Below are 20,702 nucleotides of genomic sequence, written 5' to 3' on the forward strand. Positions count from 1 at the left end.
TCCATGCGCAATCTCTTTGTCTTTTTGCCGCTCGCGGTGGCGGCCCACGTGGCCTGCGCGCAGGCCGCCCCCTCCACCATCGCCGCGACCGGTGAGCTCGACGCCGTCACCGTCCGCTCCGACCGCAACAATGGCTTCGTCGCCAACACGGTCGAGGCCGGTACCTTCCGCGGAGCCAGCATCATGGACGTGCCGGCCACCGTCAACACGGTGACGCGCGAGGTCCTCGAACTGCAGGGGGCGACCGGCATCTACGACGTGCTGCGCAACACGGCCGGCGTCACGCGCCAGCAGAACGGCGGCGATACCTTCGACCAGCTCGTGATCCGCGGGATTGCCGTGGAGAACCGCACCAACTACCGGCTCAACGGCTCGCTCGCGATCCCCAACGTGTCCGAAATACCGATGGAGAACAAGGAGCGCGTCGAGGTGCTCAAGGGCGCCTCGGCGCTGTACTACGGCTTCACCTCGCCCGCCGGCGTGATCAACCTCGTGACCAAGCGCGCGGGCAGCACGCCGGTGACGTCGATCGGCACCAGCTTCGACGACCAGGGCACGATGCAGGGCTTCGTCGACTTCGGGCGCCAGTTCGGGGAGCAGAACCAATATGGCCTGCGCATCAACGCGGCAGGCGGGCAGCTCGGCTCGACCATCGATGGCGTGGACGGCAACCGCAAGTTCCTGTCGGCTGCCTTCGACTGGCGCGTCAACAGCAGGCTCACGCTCAAGGCCGACCTGGAGTACTACCGCAAGAGCATCACCGAGCAGGCCGGCATTGCGCGCCTGGCGGCCGTCAACGGACTGATCGCGCTGCCGGCCCTGCCCGATCCGCGCAAGCTCATCGGCCCGCCGTCGGCCGTGTTCGAAGCCGAGGTGAAGAACGCGCAGCTGCGGGCCGACTACTCCCTCAGCGACAACTGGGCACTGATGGTGGAGGCCGGCCATTCGGAGGCCCAGCGCGACCGCCGCCTGGCGACCTTCAGCAACTACAACGTGCGCACTGGCGCAGGCCGCATCACGGGCAACGTGCAGCACCTGGAGCAAAGCTCCGACCTGCTGCGCACCGAACTGTTCGGCACCTTCGCGACCGGCGGCGTGCAGCACGAGCTCACGCTGGGCGCCGCGCAGAGCGACAAGAGCCAGGACCCGATCTTTCAGCGCAACTACGGCGGCGCCACCACGGCGCAGAACCTTTACTTTCCGCGCGCCATTGGCAATTTGCCGCTCACCGCGCTGCCCACCCAACCCACCACCGGCGCGCAGGACAGCCGGGAGCTGGGCCTGTACGCGCTCGACCGCATCAGCTTCTCGCCGGAATGGCAGCTGGTGGCGGGCCTGCGGCATACGCACTTCGAAAGCACGCAGTTCGCCAGCGCGACACTGCCGAGGATCGGCTACGACGTGAAGAAGACCACGCCGCTGGCCGCATTGAGCTACAAGTTCACGCCCGACCTCATGGCCTATGTCTCCTATGCCGAAGGCGTGGAAGAAGGCGAAGTGGCGCCCGCCGGCACCGCGAACCAGAACAACCGCATGCCGCCCGGCGTGAGCAAGCAGAAGGAAGCCGGGATGCGTTGGCTCACCGGCTCGGGCACGCTGGTGTCGGGCGCGCTGTTCGACATCGAACGCCCCGGCGCCTACACCAACAGCGCCAACACCTTTGTGGCCGATGGCCGGCAGCGCTACCGCGGCCTGGAACTCTCGGCGCAAGGCAAGCTGACGCGCCAGCTCGCCTGGCAGCTCTCGGCGCAGACGCTGGACGCCGAGTTCCGCGGCATCAACGCCCAGTACAACGGCAAGACGCCGGAGAACACCGCCAAATACACGGCCAGCGCCTTCTTCTCGTACGACATCGCAGCGGTGCCGGGCCTGTCGGTCAACGGGGGCGCCTACTACACCGGCAAGCGGCCGATCGACGACCTGAACCAGGGCTTCATCGGCGGCTACACGATCTTCGCGGCCGGCGCGCGCTATGTGACGCAGCTCTTCGGCAAGCGCACGCTGTGGCAGCTCAACGTCGACAACCTCGGCGACAAGCGCTACTGGTCGGCGGCGGGCACGCGGCTGGCGGTGGGCGTTCCGCGCACCGTCAAGGCCACGGTCAAGATCGATCTCTGAGGACGGGCAAGTCATGGCTTTATTGCGACGCGCCTGGTTCCAGATCCACTGGTTCATCGGCATCACGGCCGGATCGGTGCTGCTGGTCATCGGACTGAGCGGCGCGCTGCTGTCCTTTCGCGCCGAGATCACCGACCTGATCGATCCAGCCCTGCACCGCCTGCCGCATGCGGCCGACACCCGGCTGCTGACACCGGCCGAGCTGCTGGACCGGCTGCAGGCCGCGCAACCGGGGCGGCGCGTGGCAACGCTGACGCTGTTCGCGGAGCCAGGCCGCCCGGCGCGCGTGAACTTCACGCCGCCGCCCGGCGAGCGGCGCGGCGAGACGCGCTTGCTCGACCCATACACCGGCGGTCTGCTGCCGGAGCCGCGCGCCGAAGCCTTCTTCGAGTTCGTCGAAAGCCTGCACCGCTGGCTGCTGCTGCCGCGCGATACGGGCAAGCCGGTGACGGGCACGCTGGCCGCGGGACTTCTGGTGCTCGCGCTCTCGGGCCTGTACCTGCGCTGGCCACGGCGGCCGCTCGCTTGGCGCAGCTGGCTGCGCCTGGACTTTGCGCTCAGCGGCCGCGCATTCCTGTGGAATCTGCATGCGGTGGTGGGGACCATCGCGTTGCTCGCCTATCTGGTCTCCGGCTTCACGGGGCTCTACTGGGGCTTCGATGCGGTGCGCACCGTGATCGACGACGCGGCCGGTGAAGGCCGCGCCGTTCGCATGCAGCGCATGCAGGGCGCATCAGGGCCGGCCGACAAGACCGAAGGCGGCGCGCCGGCCAGGCTCGACCTGCAGCGCGTTTGGCGCTCCTTCGAGCAGACAACCTCGGGCGACTGGAGCCAGGTCACGCTGCGCCTGCCCACGCGCAATGCCGCGCAGGTCGAGGCCACCTACCTGCGCGCCGAGCCCGAGCACGAGCGCGCGCGCAACCGGCTCTATCTCAACGCAGCCACCGGCGAGGCGGCGCAGCACGAGCGATACGCCGACAAACCGATGGCTGGCCGGCTGGTGAACAGCATCTATCCGCTGCACATGGGCACCTACTGGGGCCTGCCGGGACGCATCGTGATGATGCTCGCCAGCCTGGGCCTGGCGCTGTTCACCGTCACGGGCTGGATGCTGTACCTCGGCCGCCGCCGAACCCGCAAGGCGCTGCGCGCCGAGCGCGCGCAGCTGGCGCTCGCCCGCGGCGGCACCGCACCAGGCCCGGAGCAAGTGCTGATCGCCTTCGCCACGCAGACCGGCCATGCAGAACGCGTCGCGCTGCAGACCGCGGCCGCATTGCAATCGGCGGGCCTCGGCATCGTGGTCAAGACCATGGCCGAACTCAGCGTCGATGCGCTGCTGAATTTCCGCAAGGTGCTGTGGGTCGTCAGCACCTCCGGCGACGGCGACCCGCCCGACAGCGCACGCCCGTTCGCGCGCAAGTTCGCGCAGCAGGCGGGCTCCCGGCTGCAGCACGTGCACTACGGTGTGCTCGCACTTGGCGACTGGCACTACGCCACCTTCTGCGGCTTCGGCCGCGCGCTCGATCGCGACCTTCGCAACCAGGGCGCACGGGCGCTGTTCCCGATGGTCGAGGTCGACAACGGCAATCCCGAAGCCATCGGACGCTGGCAGCGCTCGATCGCCGAGGTCTTCGATGTGCGTGCGGCATGGCCCTCTTCGCATGCTTCTTCTGCGGCCGAGCAACGCCCCTTCGAAGCCTGGCAGCTGTCGCGCCGTGAACTGCTCAATCCGGGCAGCCTGGGACATCCGCTGTTCGAGATCGAGCTGCAGCGCGCTGATGCGCCGGCGTGGCAGCCGGGTGCGCTCGTCGAGGTGCTGCTGCCGTCAGACACGCAAGCCAACGCCGGTGCGAGGCCCGCGCCGCGCAGCTACTCGGTAGCGTCGATCCAGGCCGACGGCTGCATACAGCTGCTGGTGCGCCAGGTGCGCCACGAAGGCGGGCTGGGACTTGCCTCGGGATGGCTGACCGCCGGCGCGCAGACCGGCGACACAGTGCAGATGCGGCTCGCCCCAAACCCGGCGTTCGCGCTCGTGGACGACGACGCGCCCTGCATCTTCATCGGCAACGGCTCTGGATATGCGGGACTGCGTTCGCATCTGAGAGAGCGCGTGCAGCGAGCCCACGCGCGCAACTGGCTGATGTTCGGCGAACGCCAGGCCGCGCACGACGCATTTTGCGCCGCGGACGCGGCGCAGTGGCGAGCGCTCGGCATGCTGGCGCGCGCCGACCTCGTCTACTCGCGCGACCAGCCCGAGCGCAGGTACGTGCAGCACTGCCTGGGCGAATCGGCCGACGAGCTCCGCCGCTGGATCGCCGATGGCGCAATCGTCTATGTCTGCGGCAGCCGCGAAGGCCTCGCACCGGGTGTGGATGCGGCATTGAGCGAGGTGCTCGGCGCGGACGGGCTCGATGCATTGATCGCGCAAGGACGCTATCGCCGCGACGTGTACTGAGTGCGGCATCAGGTCGCGGCACGCCCCGGCAATGGAAAGCCAACAACCCGTTGCTATAGTTCTTCCATTTTTAAGTTGTCCTGTACAACCGATGCGGAGAACGCGCCTTGAAACCATCCAGGAAGCCGGCTGATCTGAATTTTCCGAGGCCGCTGGTCACCGTCGACGTGGTCATATTCACCGTGTTGGACGACGCGCTGAAGGTTGTGCTGGTGCGCCGCCCCGAAGAGGACGGCGATCCTTTTCCGGGACGCTGGGCGTTGCCGGGCGGGTTCATCGATGTCGACAAGGACGCCAGCCTGCTCGACTGCGCACTGCGAAAGCTGCAAGAAAAGACCGGCGTCTCGGCACCCTACCTGGAGCAGTTGGGCAGCTGGGGCGGCGCGGACCGCGATCCGCGCGGCTGGTCCGCGACCCATGCGTTCTTCGCGCTGATGCCCAGCCAGGACCTGACGCTCGAAAAAGGAGCGAACGCCGCGCAGGTCGAATGGGTGGAAGCCGGGGCAGCCGGCCGCAAGCGCCTCGCCTTCGACCATGCAGAAATCGTGGCAGCGGCCATCGCTCGGTTGCGCAGCAAGGTCGAATACACCTCGCTTCCCGCCTTCCTGCTGAGCGAGCCTTTCACCCTGCCCCAGCTGCAGCACACCTACGAGGTCGTTCTGGGCCGCCCCGTCGACAAGAGCGCCTTTCGCAAGCGCATGCTCGACGGCGGCTTCATGGAAGAAGCCGGCACGGTGGAGAGCGCCTCCGGCCGGCCAGCCATGGGCTATCGCCTGCGCGACCGGTCCCAGGCGGCCCTGTTTCCCCGCACGTTCAGTCCGCGAGACGCCGCCGCACCCGGCGCTTGACTTTTTCTTTATGAGTTGTACTATGCAACTCACATAAGTTGTACAGTACAACCAACCAGGGAAAGCGCCATGAAGCAGAACATCCATCTCCTCGTGATCGATCCGCAGAATGACTTCTGCGACCTGCCGGCCGACTGGCTCGCCACGGAGCCATTCACGGGTGCGCAGATGCAGCCGGCACTGCCGGTGGCCGGTGCCCACGCCGACATGCTGAGGTTGGCCGGGCTCATTCGCGAAGGCGCCGGCGGCATCGACGCCATCACCATCACGCTGGACTCCCACCACAGGTTCGACATCGCGCATCCCACGTTCTGGCAGTCGCGCGATCGCGGCGCCGTGGCGCCCTTCACCACGATCACCGCGGCGCAGATTCGCGGCGGCGACTATTCGCCTCGTGATCGCTCGGCTTTGCAGCGCACGCTGGCCTATGTGGATGAGCTGGAGCGCAGGGGCCGCTACACGCTCATGGTGTGGCCGGTGCACTGCGAGATCGGCAGCTGGGGTCACAACGTGCACTCGGCCGTCAAGGCGGCCTACAACGCCTGGGAAGATGGACAGCTGCGCGTGGTAGAAAAGATCGCCAAGGGCAGCAACCCCTGGACCGAGCACTACAGCGCCATTCAGGCGGAGGTGCCGGATGCGGACGATCCTGGCACCGCGCTCAACATGCGGCTGGTCGAATCGCTCGACAGGGCCGACATGATCGTCATTGCCGGCGAGGCCAGCAGCCACTGCGTCAGGGCCACGGCGGAACACGTCGCCGCCAATCTGCCGTCAGGCAGAGCGGACAAGCTGGTGCTGGTCACCGACTGCATGAGCCCGGTGGCCGGCTTCGAGGCACAGCACCAGGCCTTCCTGAACGACATGGCCGAGCGCGGCGTGCAGCTTCGCGCCAGCGCCGAAGTGCTTTCCCTGCTGACCTCCAACCTCTGACACATCCCAACCAGGACCGCACCATGCAACCGATCATCCAGAGCCTGTTGGATACCGACCTGTACAAGTTCACGATGTGGCAGGCCATGCTGCACAGCCACCCGCAGACGCAGGCCGAGTACAGCTTCGTGTGCCGCAACCAGCCGACCTATCCGCTGGCGGAGTTGCTGGCCGACGTCAACGAACAGCTCGACCATCTCTGCACACTGCGCTTCGCGCCGAGCGAACTCGCTTATCTGCGTGGCCTGCGCTACATCAAGAGCGACTTCGTCGACTTCCTGCGCATCTTCAGCTTCCAGCGCGAGTTCATCACCGCCACCGCCGAGGGCGATGTGCTGCGCATCCAGGCAGTCGGGCCGCAGGTCCACACCATGGCCTTCGAGATCTTCGTTCTCGCCATCGTCAACGAGCTGTATTTCCGCCGCTTCGATGCGCGAGCGGCGCTGACGCAGGGACGAGAGCGCCTGCAAGCCAAGGTCGAGCTGCTGCGCGCTTTCGCGAACGAGCCGGCGGCCCGCCATCCTTTCGAGTTCTTCGACTTTGGCGTGCGGCGCCGCTTTTCTCGCGACTGGCAGCGGGAGGTGGTCGGCACGCTCAAGCGCGAGGTGCCGATGTATTTCAAGGGCACGTCCAACGTGCTGCTGGCCAAGGAGCTTGACCTGGTGCCGATAGGCACCATGGCGCACGAATACCTGCAGACCTACCAGGCGCTGGGTGTGCGGTTGCGCGACTTCCAGAAGGCCGCGCTCGAAGGCTGGGTGCAGGAGTACCGCGGCGACCTGGGCGTGGCGCTGACAGACGTGGTCGGCATGGATGCTTTCCTGGCCGACTTCGACCTGTACTTCGCCAAGCTGTTCGACGGCCTGCGCCACGATTCGGGCGACCCCATCGTCTGGGGCGAGAAGGCGCTGGCGCACTACACAAAGCTGCGTATCGATGCGCACACCAAGCGGCTGGTGTTCTCCGATGGGCTCGATCTGCAGACGGCCATCCGGCTCTACCGGACTTTCGCCGATCGCACGCAGACCGGCTTCGGCATTGGTACCAACCTGACCAACGACGTCGGCTTCCCGCCGCTCAACATCGTGATGAAACTCACCGGATGCAACGGTCAGCCCGTGGCCAAGCTGTCGGACAGCCCGGGCAAGACGCTGTGCGAAGACCAGACTTTCCTGGCCTACCTGCGCCAGGTATTCCAGATCGGAGATTGAGCGCCATGCTACGGATCACAGCCGCCCAACTCAACTACACCATCGGCGATCTCGCCGGCAACGCGGCGCGGATGATCGAGGCTGCACGCAAGGCCTCGGCCGACCAGGCCGACCTGGTCGTCTTCTCCGAGATGTCGCTGACCGCCTACTACCCTGCCGATCTGCTGGAGGAAGAAGGTTTCATGGACCGCGTGGAAGCCGCATTCGAGACGCTGGTCGCGGCCTCGCGCCAGATGCCCGCGCTGCACTGGGCAATAGGGCTGCCCGCGCGGCACGAAGGCGCGGGCAAGAAGCTTCGCAACGTGCTGCGCGTCATCCGCGGGGGGGAAGTGCTGCTCGAGTACGCCAAGCAGCTGCTGCCCACTTACAACGTCTTCGACGAGCGTCGGCACTTCGAGCCGGGGCCCGACGTGGCACGTGTGCTCCGCATCCGCGGGGTTCAGGTCGGACTGCTGATCTGCGAAGACGGTTGGAATGACGAGGCCCAGGACTATGCCGTCAATCCGTTCGCCCGCATGCGCGATGCGGCGCCCGACCTGGTGGTGTCGATCAACGCGAGTCCTTCCAGCATCGGCAAGCGCGAACAGCGGCACCAGATCTTCGGTGCGGCCAGCCGCCGCCATGGCCTGCCCATCCTCTACGTCAACCAGGTTGGCGGCCATGACCAGCTGGTGTATGACGGCGCTTCTTTCGCCGTCGAGCCCCAGGCTGGAGTGGTCTACGAGGCGCAGCGCTTCGCGGAGAACGTGCGCACGCTGCGGTTCGAGGACGGCCGTTTTCTCGCACTGGGCGGGGCGTTGCATCCGAGCGTGCCCGAAGGCTTGCCGGCCCTGGAGTTTTACCGTCAGCAGATCGTGCTGGGCCTGCGCGACTACGCGAGGCGCTGCGGCTTCCGGCAGGCGGTGGTCGGCTCCTCAGGCGGCATCGACTCGGCCCTGACGCTGGCGCTGGCGGTCGAGGCGCTGGGCGCCGAGAACGTGGTCGGCATCACGATGCCCTCGCACTTCTCTTCGGAAGGGTCCGTCAGCGACTCTGAAGCCTTGTGCCGCAACCTCGGCGTGCCGTTGAAGCACCACGCCATCGCCGGCATGGTGTCGCAGTTCACCCAGGGCTTCGAATCAGCATTCACCGCGGAGTTGCACGGTGTTGGCTTGGAGAACCTGCAGGCGCGCGTGCGTGGCACCGTCCTCATGGCCTACTCCAACAGCTTTGGCCACCTGCTGCTGACCACGGGTAACAAGTCCGAGATCTCGGTGGGCTACTGCACCCTATACGGCGACACGAACGGCGGGCTGGGTCTCATCGGCGACCTCTACAAGACGGAAGTCTTTGCCCTCTCACGGCACTTGAACGAGACGGCAGGGCGCGAGATCATTCCGCAAGCCATCCTCGACAAGGAGCCCTCGGCGGAGCTGGCGCCGGGGCAGAAGGATGCCGACAGCCTGCCGCCTTATCCGGTGCTCGACCCGGTCCTCAAGCTGCTGATCGAAGGAAGGCGGCTGGCGGAACCGGAATATCAGCAGGCCCTTGCATCCGTCGAGTCGCTTCGTGCGGACGCTACAGGCAAAGCGCTGGTCGAACGGATCCGCGGAATGATCGCGCGCAACGAGTACAAGCGGCGGCAGTCGCCGCCCATCATCCGGGTCCGGGCACGTGCCTTCGGGTCCGGTCGCCAACTGCCGATTGCCGCCCACAGGCCTTGAGGACCACATGACAACCACAACCAAAGCTCACGACGTCGCCGTCTACATCGGCCGCTTCCAGCTCTTCCACAACGCACAGCTGGCACTGCTGCAGCGTGCCCTGGCCATGGCCGCCGAATGCATCGTGGTGCTGGGCTCGGCATTCCAGGCCCGCACGCCGCGCAATCCCTTCACATGGGAGGAGCGCGCGGAAATGATCCGTCTGGCCCTTCCTCAAGCCGACCGCGAGCGTGTGCGATTCCTGCCCGTGCGCGACTTCTACGACCAGGCGCGCTGGGTGGCCGCCGTGAAGCAGGGAGTGGCGCACCTGCATGGTGTTGTGCATCCCGATTCCCCGTCGGTGGTGCTGGTGGGCCACCTGAAGGACGCGACCAGCGTCTATTTGCGCGAGTTTCCCCACTGGACCCTCGAGGAGGTGGGCCCGCAAGGAGACATACACGCCAGCGCGCTGCGCGACGCCTACTTCGGGGCGGCGCAAGACGGAACGCTGGAGCCTGCCCTGGCCGCGCTGGTGAACCAGGCGCCGGCCAGCACGCTGCAGTTCCTGCGTGCCTGGTCCCGTCTCCCCCACTACGCGGTGCTGGCGCAGGAATGGGAGAACCTGCGCCTGGAGCGGGCGCTGTGGGTCAACGCACCTTATCCGCCGGTCTTCGTGACGGTAGACGCCGTGATCCAGTGCGGCGAGCAGGTGCTTCTGATCCGGCGCGGCCGCGCGCCCGGCAAAGGCCAGCTCGCGGTGCCGGGTGGCTTTCTCGAGCCGCGCGAAACCGTCTGGCAGTCGGCACTGCGGGAACTCGACGAGGAGACCGGTTTGCGGCTGCTGGACAGCGATATCGAAGCTGCGTTCAAGGCAGTGCGGGTGTTCGACCATCCCGACCGCAGCCAACGGGGCCGCGTCATCACCCATGCGCACTGGTTCGACCTCGGCCCGCGGCGCCCGCCGGAGCTCACGGCAGGCGACGACGCTTCAGACGCGCAGTGGGTGCCTATCGCTGACCTGCTGGGCTTGGAAAACCAGTTCCATGATGACCACTTCCACATCCTCGATTTCTTCTTCGGATTGACGCTGGACGCCTCGGAAAGCAGCGCATATGAATAATAGAGATCGCTACCGCGGCTGCCTCCTTGGACTGGCGTGCGGCGATGCCGTGGGCACGACCGTGGAGTTCATGCCGCGAGGGACTTTCGAACCGGTCACGCAGATGGCTGGTGGAGGTCCTTTCGGGCTGCAGCCGGGCGAGTGGACGGACGACACGTCCATGGCGCTGTGCCTGGCCACCAGCATCGTTCGACAGCATGGCTTCGATGCCGTCGACCAGATGAACCGGTACTGCAACTGGCGCAGCGTCGGCTATCTGAGCAGCAATGGCGAATGTTTCGACATCGGCATCACGGTAGCGACGGCGCTGGATCGTTACCTGCGCACCCGCGACCCTTTCGCTGGAGACCCTGATCCAAAGACAGCCGGCAATGGCGCGCTGATGCGGTTAGCACCCGTTCCGATGTACTTTCGCGCAAGCGCTGCAGACACGTTACGGTTTGCCGGCGAGAGCACGCGCACGACGCACGGCGCCCAAGAAGCGATCGACTGCTCCCGCCTCTTCGCCCTGCAGCTTCGGGCAGCGCTGTTGGGAGCACGAAAGGAGAACATTCTCGCGACCGTCGTCCCCGGACCGCTGTCGACGAAGGTCGCGGCGATCGCATCGGGCAGCTATCGAGGCAAGCCGCGCGAGGCCATCAAGGGGTCGGGTTACTGCGTCGATTCACTCGAGGCAGCGCTTTGGTGCTTTTCGGGCACGGAGTTATTTGAGGAAGCCGTACTGGCTGCGGCAAACCTGGGTGACGACGCAGATACGACAGCCGCAATATGCGGTCAATTGGCTGGCGCGCACTACGGCACATCTGCCATTCCGCAGGGGTGGCTGGAGAAACTGGCCATGCGCGGCGACATCGAACTGCTCGCCGATCTGCTGATGGAAGGCCCGCATAGCTCCTGATGCATCGGTGCTTACGACGAAGGCGAGCTCAAGTGAAAGCGGTCTTGCTGCGCGCACTTTTCCACAGAAAAGTCCGCACCAATTCTTAAGAATTGTCATGCCAGCTGTTTAAAAAGCCGACCTCTCACTACATTGACAGCAAGTGCTTCAGTTGCAAGGCCCGCCTTGCCAACGTAGGAGGTGATTCATGGTCTTTGGATATCTCTCATTGACGGGCGCGTGAGAGAGAACATTCAACCTGATGGAGGCGCAAATGCAAGAGTCCGTCGTGTCGATCAAACTCGATCCCACCATCTATGAAATAAGGATAAGCCATGGCAACCATGAGGATCTCTCTCAAATCAAGGCCATGTCGAAAGTTTCCAGAAAAAGCATCCTGGATTCAAGAAAGCTCTTGAAGACAGATCATCCCACTGCTTTCAAGGGTGACGCAGTGCATGCCATCGAAGCTCGCGATGTGCTGCTTGCCGCAGATCTGGAGATTGAGTTTTCTCCTGCCTTTCCCTGGTAGCTCGAGTGACGTCGGTCCCCACATAGCTTTCACTCCACGTGGCTGAGCCTCTCGCTGGGTAGCTCTACGGCTTTCAGATTGGAGATCGCCGGCCCGTTGATCACATAGCCGCGCGCGTCGAAGCGGGAGCCGTGGCAGGGGCAGTCCCACGACTTCTCGGTGCCGTTCCACTCGACGATGCACCCGAGGTGTGGACAGGTGGCATCGAAGGCGTGCGCAATGCCATCCGGGTCGCGATAAACGGCGATCTTGTGCAGGCGGTGCCGAATGACGGCGCCTTCGCCAGGAGCAATCTGCTCGACCTTGCCCACGTCGCCCGATGTCAGCCAATCCGCGTACTGGACTGCGACGTTGACGTTCTCCTTGGCAAACTCGCCCAAGGCCTGCACTGATTTTCGCTGCGGGTCATACGCCTTCGCCCACGGGTTCTCGCGATCGAGAATCAGGTCGGTCAGCAGCATGCCGGCAATGGTGCCGTGCGTCATGCCGTTGCCGGAGTCGCCGGTAACGATGAACACATGGTCGTCGCCCGGATTGCGGCCGATGAACGCAAGGCCGTCGATCGGCTCCATCACCTGGCCGGACCATCGGTAAAGCGGCGAACCAATCACAGGGAAGTGCCGCCCCGCCCAGTCCGCCAGCCGCTCGAAGCGCGGCCCGGCGTCGTTCTCCTGTCCGGTCTTGTGATCCTCGCCTCCGACGATCAGAAGGTCGTGCAGATCGTCCAGGCGTCCCGCAATGCGAACGTAGTGGTACGGATCCAGCGTATCCCACCACTGCGCCCAGGGGACCGAGTCCTTGGCCACCCGCAGGCCGACCACGAATGTGCGATACGCCGCCTGCTTCGTATGGATGGTGAAGCGGTTGTTGACCGGCGTGTTCGTCGCCACCACGACCGCGCGGGCGCTGACGACGTTCCCGTTCTCTGTTTTGACGCGCGCCGGAATACCGTCATCGACTTCCACGACATGCGTGTCGCAATGGATGCGCCCTCCCAGCGCGACGATGCGCTCCGACAGGGCGCCGAGATAGGCGAGCGGATGAAACTGTCCCTGGCGCGGAAACAGCAAGGCCGGGCCGAGGTTCTGCGTTGGGCTCGGCGGTCCATCGACCGACACCACGTCGGAGAGGCCAGCGCGATGCGCGGCTTTCAGTTCTTTTTCCAGTTCGCGTCGCTGGGCTTCATGGGCCGCGAAGAGGTAGCCGTCGACCCGCCGAAAATCGCACTCGATGTCCTCGTCCTGCACGATGGCTTCGATCCGATCGATGGCAGCGGTATGGCTCTGCGCGACCAGGCGGCTGATCTCCTGGCCGTGCAGGCTCTCGATGTGGTGATAGCGATCGTCGAATGCGTTGGACAGGTGCGAGGTCGTGCGGCCCGTTTCACCGCCGCCCACAGGACCATCGTCGAGCACGATCACCTGCTGCCCTCGCTGCAACAGGTGATAGGCCGTGCTCAAGCCTGCGATGCCAGCCCCGACGATGCAGACGTCGGTCGTGCAACTTTCGGACAGCGGGGAATAGTCCGGAACGGAGACCTCCATCCAGAACGACGTGGTGGCGCCGGAATCACTGGGCATGATCGCCTCGCAAAGATGGCTGTGGGAAGCGGGAGAGACAGCTGCCATCAAGCGCGGAAAGTCATCAGGCCGGTGTCAGCCGACGGCTCAAGGCTGAGTCGGTATGCCTCTGGCGGTCGTTTTCGCACGCGGCCCATCCAGCCTGTCGCAGAGAGCGCCGGAGACGCCACTGCCGACCTTGCGCACGAACCACCTGCCCGACGCAATGATCTCCTCATAGTCCGACGCACGAAACCAGCGTGCAAGCGAAGGATCGATCAGGTGCAGGTTGGCCGCGTCCCAGGGGCCGTGTCCGGTGACGGGCTCCACGCGATGCCCCCACGGAGAATTTGCCAGCAAGGTATGGAAATAGATTTCGTCGGGCGCCTTGGAGAAACGCAGGAATCGTTTCACGGCCGCCTCATGCGGGTACGAAACGAGATACCTCACCGTATCGGGCGTCAGCGCCCACCATTGCGAGCCGAAGTACCACTGCGCAAAGAGCGGGAACGAACGACGCCCGAGCTTGCCGGCCAGTTGCAGAAGGCCACGCGAAAGCCGCACCCAGGTGAATTTTCGTCCATCCACCGGAAGGTCTTCGTAGAACCAGAAGTGGCGCACGCGTCCATGCAGTTTGCGCGTGCTGGTCAGGGGAATCATCTTGATGAAGTCCGCGCGCGCATGCGCTTGCAAGAAGGCGCGGAACTCTTCCATGGGGCGCACCGGATAGCAGTTGCCGGAGAGCAGCACGAAATGGCTTACCTGCGAGGCATCGCATTGGGCGAGCGCGGTGCGCATGAGTTTCAACGTGGCCTCGACCTGCGAGATCGCGCCCCAGCGTACGTCGACACGGTCGCTGACGTAGCGCACGCGAGGGTCATCGATGCGGAATGCGGAAACGTCGGACTTGGCATCCACATGAACCACGCAGCGCCCGACCGGAGCAAGGCGCCGCAGCAAGCGCTTTACCTGCTGAGGATCCGCATGGACGAGCAACAGAAATACCGGGCTCATGGCACAGTGGCATCTGAATGAGGATGGTCAAGCCAAATTCTGGCAGAGGCTCGGCCGTCCGGCGCCGGCGGAATTGTGACGCTGCGTCAGCGTGCTCCGCTACCGTCGTTCGAGTTGCGAACACGCGCGAAGCGGCTGACTTCGCCACTGATGAGCAACCGGTTCAGCGCGCTGCAGAGACCGCCGCGCGTTTGGCCAGTTCGAGCTTGGCAATGGCGTTGCGGTGCACTTCGTCGGGCCCGTCGACGATGCGCACGGTGCGCTGGTGCGCATACGCTTCGGCCAGCCAGAAGTCCTGGCTGACGCCGGCGGCGCCATGCGCCTGGATCGCCCAGTCGACCACCTTGCACGACATGTTGGGCGCCACCACCTTGATCATCGCGATCTCGGCGCGCGCTTCCTTATTGCCCACGGTGTCCATCTTGTAGGCCGCGTTGAGCGTGAGCAGTCGGGCCTGGTCGATGAGGCAGCGCGACTCCGCGATACGTTCGTGCCAGACCGATTGCTCGGCCAGCGGACGGCCGAAGGCAACCCGGCTGCGGAGCCGCTCGCACATGAGTTCGAGCGCGCGCTCGGCCGCGCCGATGGAGCGCATGCAGTGGTGGATGCGTCCCGGGCCGAGCCGGCCCTGCGCGATTTCGAAGCCGCGCCCCTCGCCCAGGAGGATGTTGGACACGGGTACGCGCACGTCTTCCAGCAGCACTTCCATGTGGCCGTGCGGTGCGTCGTCATAGCCGAACACCGAGAGATGGCGCAGCACCGTGACGCCCTTGGTGTCGCGCGGCACCAGCACCATCGACTGTTGCGCATGGCGCGGAGCGTCGGGATCGGTCTTGCCCATCACGATGAAGATCTTGCAGCGAGGACTGCCCGCGCCGGAAGAGAACCACTTGCGGCCGTTGATCACGTACTCGTCGCCTTCGCGGCGGATGGTGCACTGGATGTTGGTGGCGTCCGACGACGCCACGGCGGGCTCGGTCATCAAGAAGCCCGAGCGGATCTCACCGGCAAGCAGCGGCGCCAGCCATTCGTCCTTCTGCGCCTCGGTGCCGTAGCGCTCGATGGTTTCCATGTTGCCGGTGTCGGGCGCCGAGCAATTGAACACCTCGCCCGACCACGAGACGCGGCCCATCACTTCGCACAGTGGCGCGTAGTCGAGATTGGAGATGGCCGGCACGTCGCGGTGCGGATGCGGAAGGAACATGTTCCACAGGCCCGCCGCTCGCGCAACGGGCTTGAGCTCCTCGATCAGCGCTGGCACCTGCCAGGCGTTGCCCTGGCGGCGGAAGGCATCCATCTCGTGGTGGTATCGCGCTTCGTTCGGATAGATGTGCTGGTCGAAGAACTTGTTCAGTCGTTCGAGCAGGTCGCGGGTCTTGGCGGAGGGTTCGGCAAACATGGGACGTCCTTTTGCGGGGTTTGGGCAATTCAAACACCGCGGACTGTTGCGAGCCGTCCCGAAAGTGACGCGCGCCGCGCCCCTTTTTCAATGCCCGGGCGCGTCCGGCGGCAACAGCACGATCTTGCCCAGCGTGCTTCCGCTGTCGAGCAGCGCGTGCACGCGCCGCGCATCCGCGAGCGCAAAGCACGTGGCCGGCGGCGCATGCACGCGGCCTTCGGCCATGAGCGCGATGGCGGCCTGCATGAGCCCGCGCCGCTGCGGCACGTCATCGTCTACCGAATGGATCGAGAAGGTGCGCACGGCCAGGCTCCGGCTCAGGAGCTTGCGCAACTCCGCGAACACATCGCCGGCCGGCGGGCCGTTCACGATGTTGTAGGAGACCACCATGCCGAACGGTGCCAGCGCGCGCAGGCAGGCAATGAAGAGCTCGCCGCCGAGATGGTCGAAAGCCAGGTCGACGCCGCGCCCGTTGGTGAGCTGCATGACCTTCTCGGCCAAGCCGGACACGTCGCTCTCGATGATCTCGTGCGCGCCGTTGGCGAGCGCGAAGTCGCGCTTGTGCGGCGTGGAGGCGGTGCCGAATACGCGCAGGCCGCGGTCCTGCGCCACCTGCGCCAGCGCCGTGGCCACACCGCCTGCCGCACCGGGCACCAGGATCGATTGCGCGGGCAGATTGCCGTTGCTAGACAGCATGGCAAGGGCCAGCTGAAAGTTGCCGAGGCTCACGGCATCCTCGAAGCGGATCGCATCGGGCAGCACGAAAGGCGCGGCCTCGGGCACGCAGATGGCTTCGGCATAGCAGCCGCCGCGCTGCTTCAGTTCACGCGCGCTCACCAGCACGCGCTGGCCGACCTGCAGCGCGGTGACGCCGGCACCGACCGCATCGACGATGCCGGCCATCTCGTTGCCGGGAATCGCCGGCATCGGCGGCATCCACTTGTAGGTGCCATTGCGGATCAGCACGTCCGGGCCGCCGGCACCGATGGCCATGGCCTTGACACGCACCTCGCCCGCCTGCGGCTGTGGCAGCGGGAGTTCCACCAATTGCAGAACCTCGGGGCCGCCGGGCGCCTGGAGCTGGATCGCCTTCATCGTGGTGTGCCTCATCAGCGCTGCCCGTCGTGCACGGACACCTTGTCCTTGGTGAGCCCACCCAGGCGCGCATGCACCCGCCCTCCGGTGCCCATGACCAGCGCGAACAAAATCTCGTTCGGCCGTGGCGCATCCTGGATGCCGATCTCCATCGAGTTGTAGTGGCTGCGCACGTACGCCGCATGGATGTAGTGCAGCGGCACCATGAGCCGGTAGCCCGTGGCGGCCACGGCCTTGGCCGAAGGCACGATCGCCTTCGGCTCGCCGAGTACCTCGCGCATGGCCCAGCCGCCGGCCTCGTGCCACACCGCGCCGTGCTCCAGCTCGCCGTTCACGCCGACGATCGCGGCCTTGCTGTAGACCTCCACCTTGTCGCGCCCGAGCACCTCGACCAGCTCTGTCGCCAGCAGCGTGCCAAGCGAGCGCAGCTCGGCCATGAAGGGCAACAGGTCGGGTTCGTAGCGCCCGGCATACGGGTTGTGGATGACCGCGCAGGCGGCCGCCAGCCTGAGCGGCGTGGCGGCCGGCGGCCCGCCCTCGTGGTAGATGGTCTCGATGGAAAGGCTGCGCTTGCGGATCTCGATCAGCGGCATGGAGGGGTCCTCACTGTTTGGGTATGCGTGCATCGTTCACCACGGTGGTCCACCGCTTGAGCTCGGTGGCCACCATGGTGGTCATTTCTTCGGGTGTGCTGCCACGCGCTTCGCCGCCCATTTCCTCGAGCCGCGCGCGCACGGCCGGCACCTGCAGGGCCTTGAGCGTCTCGGCATGCAAGCGGTCGACGATGGGGCGCGGCGTGCCCGCGGGCGCCATGAAGCCGGCCCAGGAGCGCACGTCGTAGCCGGGCACGCCCTGCTCGGCAACAGTCGGGAGCTCGGGCATCTGGCTCCAGCGCTGTGCGCCAGTGGTGGCCAGCGCGCGGAGCTTGCCGGCCTTGATGTTGGCCAGCACCGCCGTCGGTGGCGCGATGATCATCGGCACCTCGCCGCCGAGCAAGGCCGCGACCGAGGCCGCATCGCCGCGATAGGGAACGTGGAGCAGTTCGACGTTCGCGCTCTTCACCAGCAGCTCACCGGCCAGGTGGTGCGTGGAGCCGATGCCGGCCGATCCATACGACACGCCGCGCGCATCGGCGCGCGCCGCGGCGAGCATCTCGGCCAGACTGCGATAGGGCGAATCGGCGCGCACGACCAGCAGGAACGGAAAGTAGGTGATGGTCGAGACCATCTGGAAATCCGTCACCGTCTGGTAGCTGAGCTTGTTGTAGAGCGCGCCGGCCACTGCATGCCCGCCCGTCGCAAGCAGCAGCGTGTAGCCATCGGGTTTGGCGCGCGCCACCGTGCCGGAGGCGATGGTGCCGCCCGCGCCGGTCTGCGCCTCGACCACGAAGGGCTGTCCAAGTCCCTTGGCCATTTCGGTGCTGACCACGCGCGCGATGGTGTCTGCGTTGCCGCCGGCCGCAAAGCCCTGGTAGATCTTGATCGGCTTGTCCGGGAAGCCCTGCGCCAAGCCGTGTAAGGGTGCCGCGCAGGCCAGGGTCAGGCCTGCGGCGACGAGCAATCGTCTGTGCCACATGGTTTTGTCTCCGATGGTTGTGGATGAAGGCCGCGGCTTGTGCCGCCGCGGTCCGGCTCCGGTGCTTCAGTTCTGCTGGACGATCGGGTTGCGCAGCACGCCGATGCCTTCGATCTCGACCTCGCACACGTCGCCCGGCTTCATGAAGCGCGGCGGCTTCTTGCTCCAGCCCACGCCGGCCGGCGTGCCGGTGGCGATGACGTCGCCCGGGGCGAGCGTGAAGATGGTCGACGAGTAGCTGATGAGCTTGGGAATGCTGAAGATCATGTGGCCCGTGTGGCTGCTCTGCACCACTTCGCCGTTGAGCCGGGTTTCAAGCTTGAGCTCGCGCCCGGGCGCGATCTCGTCGGCCGTGACCATCCAGGGACCGAAGCCGCCGGTCGATTCGAAGTTCTTGCCCGAGGCGATCTGCTTGGCATGGAACTGCCACTCGCGAACGCTGCCGTCGTTGTAGCAGGAGTAGCCCGCCACGTGATTGAAGGCATCCGCTTCGGCGATGTTGCGGCCGCCCTTGCCGATGATCACGGCAAGCTCGCCTTCCCAGTCCAGCGATTCCGACACGTGCGGCCTCACGATCGGAGCGTTGTGCGCGCACTGCGAGCGCCACACACGCAGGAAGATCGGCGGCTGCTCCGACAGTTCGCGGTGCATGCCGGCGGCCAGCACCTCCTGGTGGTGGTCCATGTAGTTGCGCACCGCGCAGACGATCTTCTCGGACTTGGGGATCGGCGGAAGAAAAGTGATGTCCGCCAGCTTGGCCGCGATGGGCAGTCCCTCCACGTGCTGCGCCGCCTGCAGGTACTCGCCCGAGGCGATGTAGTCGACCAGGCCCGCATGCTGCGGACGCGCCTTGCCGAGATCGACCACGCCGTCGCCGACGACGGCGCCCCAGGTTTCGCGGCCTTGATGGACATATGACAAAAGCTTCATGGGAACTCCGATTGGGATGTGTGGGGTGGAAAAAATGGTGGCCGGGTCAGGCGGCAGGCGTCACTGGCGTCACGGGCGCGCGCGATTCGAACTGCGCCTGCCACTGCGCGAGCGGCATGAAAGTCGGGTCCTTGCGGCAGGCCTCCTCGGTCTCGCGCATCAGCGTCTCGTCATCCTTAGAGAGATCGAGCGGATCGCCATGCGGCTGCGCGATGTAAAACGGCGTGTCGACGTAGATCTCGACCGTGTTGCCTTCGGGGTCGAGCATGTAGACCGAGAGCGCATTGCCGTGGTTGAGGCCGCGGATGCTGGTGGCGCCCCGTGCCTCGGCCCGCGCCGAGATGTCGCGCAGGTGCTGGATGCTCGGCACCACGAACGAGATCTGCATCACGGTGCTGAACTTCGCCTCCGGCGGCCGGCCCGACGCCAGCACCAGTTGGTGGTGCTGGTCCGGGCTGGCGCTGGTGAACACCAGCTGGTTCTTGAACGTGCGGCCTTCGCCGCGATCGGTGATCGTGAGGTCGAAGGTCTCTGTGTAGAAGGCCACCATCCGTTCCAGATCGGTGACGAAGATCCCGAAATGCGATGGCGTGGGTCGAGTGACCTTGAGCATGCTGTCTCCAGATGGGCGGGGCTGCGCACCCCTTATGTTTGTGCGGCCTCGACGGCCCGGAGCGCGGCCAGCACGTTGCGCTGCGTGCTGAGGATGTGTTCCTCGAGCAGCGCACAGGCCGTGTCCGTGTCGCGGCGCAAGGTGGCGTCCATGATCTTGCGGTGCTCGTTCGACTTGCGGCGCGCGGTCTTGCGGTGGCGGGCCGAAAACCGCCGGTAGCGTTCGGCCTGGTCGAACAGGCTCGCGCCCCACACGCGCTGGCGCAGCGAAGGGCACGCGGCCAAGAGCGACAGGTGAAAGGCGCGGTGCAGCTGCGACCAGTCGTTGTCCAGAATGACCGGGCCATCGCTCAGGCGCGACTCCACTTTTTCGAGCCGGTGGAAGGCGGCCAGGATCGCGGCCTCCCAAGCGTCGTCGCCGTGGGCAATGGCTTCACGCAGCGCGGGCACGTCGAGCATCACGCGCATGCGCGTGATGTCGGCCAGGTCGTCTTCCGAAATGGGCGCCACGCGAAAGCCGCGGCGCTCGTCGGCGCGCACGAGGCCTTCTTGCGCCAGCCGGCTGAGCGCCTCGCGCAGCGGGCTGCTCGAATAGCCGTAGGCGGTCTGGAGCTCGTCGAGCTTGAGCTTGGCGCCGGCCTCGAAGGTGCCGGCCAGCACGTCCTGCCGCAAGCGGGTGAAGGCCTGCTCGACCAACGGTGGTTCGTAGGCGGGGGAGATTTCTTGTTTATGCATGGAAATC

The 20,702-nt window shown here is 65.9% G+C and carries 18 protein-coding genes; 9 read left to right on the plus strand and 9 right to left on the minus strand.

The features are described from left to right. Nucleotides 1–3 precede the first annotated feature (3 nt). From J2X92_RS03425 to J2X92_RS03465, 9 genes are all read left to right on the plus strand, one after another. Nucleotides 4–2,118, plus strand: a complete 2,115-nt coding sequence (locus tag J2X92_RS03425) for a TonB-dependent siderophore receptor (RefSeq protein WP_307573375.1) — start codon at nucleotides 4–6, stop codon at nucleotides 2,116–2,118. Nucleotides 2,119–2,131: 13 nt separating this feature from the next. Continuing rightward, on the plus strand, nucleotides 2,132–4,573 hold the full coding sequence (locus J2X92_RS03430; protein ID WP_307573377.1) for a sulfite reductase flavoprotein subunit alpha: 2,442 nt from the start codon (nucleotides 2,132–2,134) through the stop codon (nucleotides 4,571–4,573). Nucleotides 4,574–4,680: 107 nt separating this feature from the next. Further along, on the plus strand, nucleotides 4,681–5,421 hold the full coding sequence (locus tag J2X92_RS03435; protein WP_307573379.1) for an NUDIX hydrolase: 741 nt from the start codon (nucleotides 4,681–4,683) through the stop codon (nucleotides 5,419–5,421). 69 nt (nucleotides 5,422–5,490) lie between these two features. Beyond that, the gene (locus J2X92_RS03440; RefSeq protein ID WP_307573381.1) at nucleotides 5,491–6,354 is read left to right on the plus strand and encodes a cysteine hydrolase; all 864 of its coding nucleotides are present in this window, start codon (nucleotides 5,491–5,493) and stop codon (nucleotides 6,352–6,354) included. 23 nt (nucleotides 6,355–6,377) lie between these two features. Further along, on the plus strand, nucleotides 6,378–7,565 hold the full coding sequence (gene pncB / locus J2X92_RS03445; RefSeq protein ID WP_307573383.1) for a nicotinate phosphoribosyltransferase: 1,188 nt from the start codon (nucleotides 6,378–6,380) through the stop codon (nucleotides 7,563–7,565). Between the two features lie 5 nt (nucleotides 7,566–7,570). Beyond that, on the plus strand, nucleotides 7,571–9,268 hold the full coding sequence (locus J2X92_RS03450; RefSeq protein ID WP_307573384.1) for an NAD+ synthase: 1,698 nt from the start codon (nucleotides 7,571–7,573) through the stop codon (nucleotides 9,266–9,268). A 7-nt stretch (nucleotides 9,269–9,275) separates the two neighbouring features. After that, on the plus strand, nucleotides 9,276–10,367 hold the full coding sequence (locus J2X92_RS03455) for a bifunctional nicotinamide-nucleotide adenylyltransferase/Nudix hydroxylase (protein WP_307573386.1): 1,092 nt from the start codon (nucleotides 9,276–9,278) through the stop codon (nucleotides 10,365–10,367). Beyond that, nucleotides 10,360–11,265: an ADP-ribosylglycohydrolase family protein gene (locus J2X92_RS03460; protein ID WP_307573387.1), complete on the plus strand. Its 906-nt coding sequence runs from the start codon at nucleotides 10,360–10,362 to the stop codon at nucleotides 11,263–11,265. The genes J2X92_RS03455 and J2X92_RS03460 overlap by 8 nt, the downstream gene beginning before the upstream one ends. 253 nt (nucleotides 11,266–11,518) lie before the next feature. Beyond that, nucleotides 11,519–11,776, plus strand: a complete 258-nt coding sequence (locus J2X92_RS03465) for a hypothetical protein (RefSeq protein WP_307573388.1) — start codon at nucleotides 11,519–11,521, stop codon at nucleotides 11,774–11,776. Nucleotides 11,777–11,805: 29 nt separating this feature from the next. Here J2X92_RS03465 and J2X92_RS03470 read toward each other — a convergent pair whose 3' ends face one another. The 9 genes from J2X92_RS03470 to J2X92_RS03510 all read right to left on the minus strand — a co-directional run bounded on the left by J2X92_RS03470 (nucleotide 11,806) and on the right by J2X92_RS03510 (nucleotide 20,695). After that, entirely contained in the window at nucleotides 11,806–13,356 is a 1,551-nt protein-coding gene (locus tag J2X92_RS03470; RefSeq protein ID WP_307573389.1) for an FAD-dependent oxidoreductase, read from the minus strand. A gap of 87 nt (nucleotides 13,357–13,443) precedes the next feature. Continuing rightward, nucleotides 13,444–14,349 carry a beta-1,6-N-acetylglucosaminyltransferase gene (locus tag J2X92_RS03475; protein WP_307573390.1) on the minus strand — a complete coding sequence of 302 codons (906 nt, stop codon included), beginning with the start codon at nucleotides 14,347–14,349 and terminating at the stop codon, nucleotides 13,444–13,446. Nucleotides 14,350–14,512: 163 nt separating this feature from the next. Then, entirely contained in the window at nucleotides 14,513–15,748 is a 1,236-nt protein-coding gene (locus tag J2X92_RS03480; protein WP_307573391.1) for an acyl-CoA dehydrogenase family protein, read from the minus strand. 87 nt (nucleotides 15,749–15,835) lie between these two features. Beyond that, nucleotides 15,836–16,858, minus strand: a complete 1,023-nt coding sequence (locus J2X92_RS03485) for a zinc-dependent alcohol dehydrogenase family protein (RefSeq protein WP_307573393.1) — start codon at nucleotides 16,856–16,858, stop codon at nucleotides 15,836–15,838. Then, complete coding sequence (locus J2X92_RS03490; RefSeq protein WP_307573395.1) at nucleotides 16,858–17,436, minus strand: amino acid synthesis family protein; 579 nt, start codon at nucleotides 17,434–17,436, stop codon at nucleotides 16,858–16,860. The genes J2X92_RS03485 and J2X92_RS03490 overlap by 1 nt, the downstream gene beginning before the upstream one ends. Before the next feature lie 10 nt (nucleotides 17,437–17,446). Further along, nucleotides 17,447–18,418, minus strand: coding sequence for a tripartite tricarboxylate transporter substrate binding protein (locus J2X92_RS03495; protein ID WP_307573397.1), 972 nt, complete (start codon nucleotides 18,416–18,418; stop codon nucleotides 17,447–17,449). Between the two features lie 66 nt (nucleotides 18,419–18,484). Beyond that, the gene (locus tag J2X92_RS03500; RefSeq protein WP_307573399.1) at nucleotides 18,485–19,348 is read right to left on the minus strand and encodes a fumarylacetoacetate hydrolase family protein; all 864 of its coding nucleotides are present in this window, start codon (nucleotides 19,346–19,348) and stop codon (nucleotides 18,485–18,487) included. A gap of 46 nt (nucleotides 19,349–19,394) precedes the next feature. Then, nucleotides 19,395–19,961, minus strand: coding sequence for a VOC family protein (locus J2X92_RS03505; RefSeq protein WP_307573400.1), 567 nt, complete (start codon nucleotides 19,959–19,961; stop codon nucleotides 19,395–19,397). Nucleotides 19,962–19,993: 32 nt separating this feature from the next. Further along, a complete protein-coding gene (locus J2X92_RS03510) occupies nucleotides 19,994–20,695 on the minus strand; it encodes an FCD domain-containing protein (protein ID WP_370878328.1) in 702 nt (233 codons plus the stop codon). Nucleotides 20,696–20,702 lie beyond the last annotated feature (7 nt).

Origin of the sequence: Variovorax paradoxus (assembly GCF_030811855.1) — a bacterium.
GTDB lineage: Bacteria > Pseudomonadota > Gammaproteobacteria > Burkholderiales > Burkholderiaceae_C > Variovorax > Variovorax paradoxus_L.

Bases quoted from the DNA above. Each gene is read 5' to 3' on its own strand.
- J2X92_RS03425 (WP_307573375.1), top strand. From the start codon at position 4: ATGCGCAATCTCTTTGTCTTTTTGCCGCTCGCGGTGGCGGCCCACGTG.
- J2X92_RS03430 (WP_307573377.1), top strand. From the start codon at position 2,132: ATGGCTTTATTGCGACGCGCCTGGTTCCAGATCCACTGGTTCATCGGC.
- J2X92_RS03440 (WP_307573381.1), top strand. From the start codon at position 5,491: ATGAAGCAGAACATCCATCTCCTCGTGATCGATCCGCAGAATGACTTC.
- pncB (WP_307573383.1), top strand. From the start codon at position 6,378: ATGCAACCGATCATCCAGAGCCTGTTGGATACCGACCTGTACAAGTTC.
- J2X92_RS03450 (WP_307573384.1), top strand. From the start codon at position 7,571: ATGCTACGGATCACAGCCGCCCAACTCAACTACACCATCGGCGATCTC.
- J2X92_RS03455 (WP_307573386.1), top strand. From the start codon at position 9,276: ATGACAACCACAACCAAAGCTCACGACGTCGCCGTCTACATCGGCCGC.
- J2X92_RS03460 (WP_307573387.1), top strand. From the start codon at position 10,360: ATGAATAATAGAGATCGCTACCGCGGCTGCCTCCTTGGACTGGCGTGC.
- J2X92_RS03465 (WP_307573388.1), top strand. From the start codon at position 11,519: ATGCAAGAGTCCGTCGTGTCGATCAAACTCGATCCCACCATCTATGAA.
- J2X92_RS03470 (WP_307573389.1), bottom strand. From the start codon at position 13,356: ATGCCCAGTGATTCCGGCGCCACCACGTCGTTCTGGATGGAGGTCTCC.
- J2X92_RS03475 (WP_307573390.1), bottom strand. From the start codon at position 14,349: ATGAGCCCGGTATTTCTGTTGCTCGTCCATGCGGATCCTCAGCAGGTA.
- J2X92_RS03480 (WP_307573391.1), bottom strand. From the start codon at position 15,748: ATGTTTGCCGAACCCTCCGCCAAGACCCGCGACCTGCTCGAACGACTG.
- J2X92_RS03485 (WP_307573393.1), bottom strand. From the start codon at position 16,858: ATGAGGCACACCACGATGAAGGCGATCCAGCTCCAGGCGCCCGGCGGC.
- J2X92_RS03490 (WP_307573395.1), bottom strand. From the start codon at position 17,436: ATGCCGCTGATCGAGATCCGCAAGCGCAGCCTTTCCATCGAGACCATC.
- J2X92_RS03495 (WP_307573397.1), bottom strand. From the start codon at position 18,418: ATGTGGCACAGACGATTGCTCGTCGCCGCAGGCCTGACCCTGGCCTGC.
- J2X92_RS03500 (WP_307573399.1), bottom strand. From the start codon at position 19,348: ATGAAGCTTTTGTCATATGTCCATCAAGGCCGCGAAACCTGGGGCGCC.
- J2X92_RS03505 (WP_307573400.1), bottom strand. From the start codon at position 19,961: ATGCTCAAGGTCACTCGACCCACGCCATCGCATTTCGGGATCTTCGTC.
- J2X92_RS03510 (WP_370878328.1), bottom strand. From the start codon at position 20,695: ATGCATAAACAAGAAATCTCCCCCGCCTACGAACCACCGTTGGTCGAG.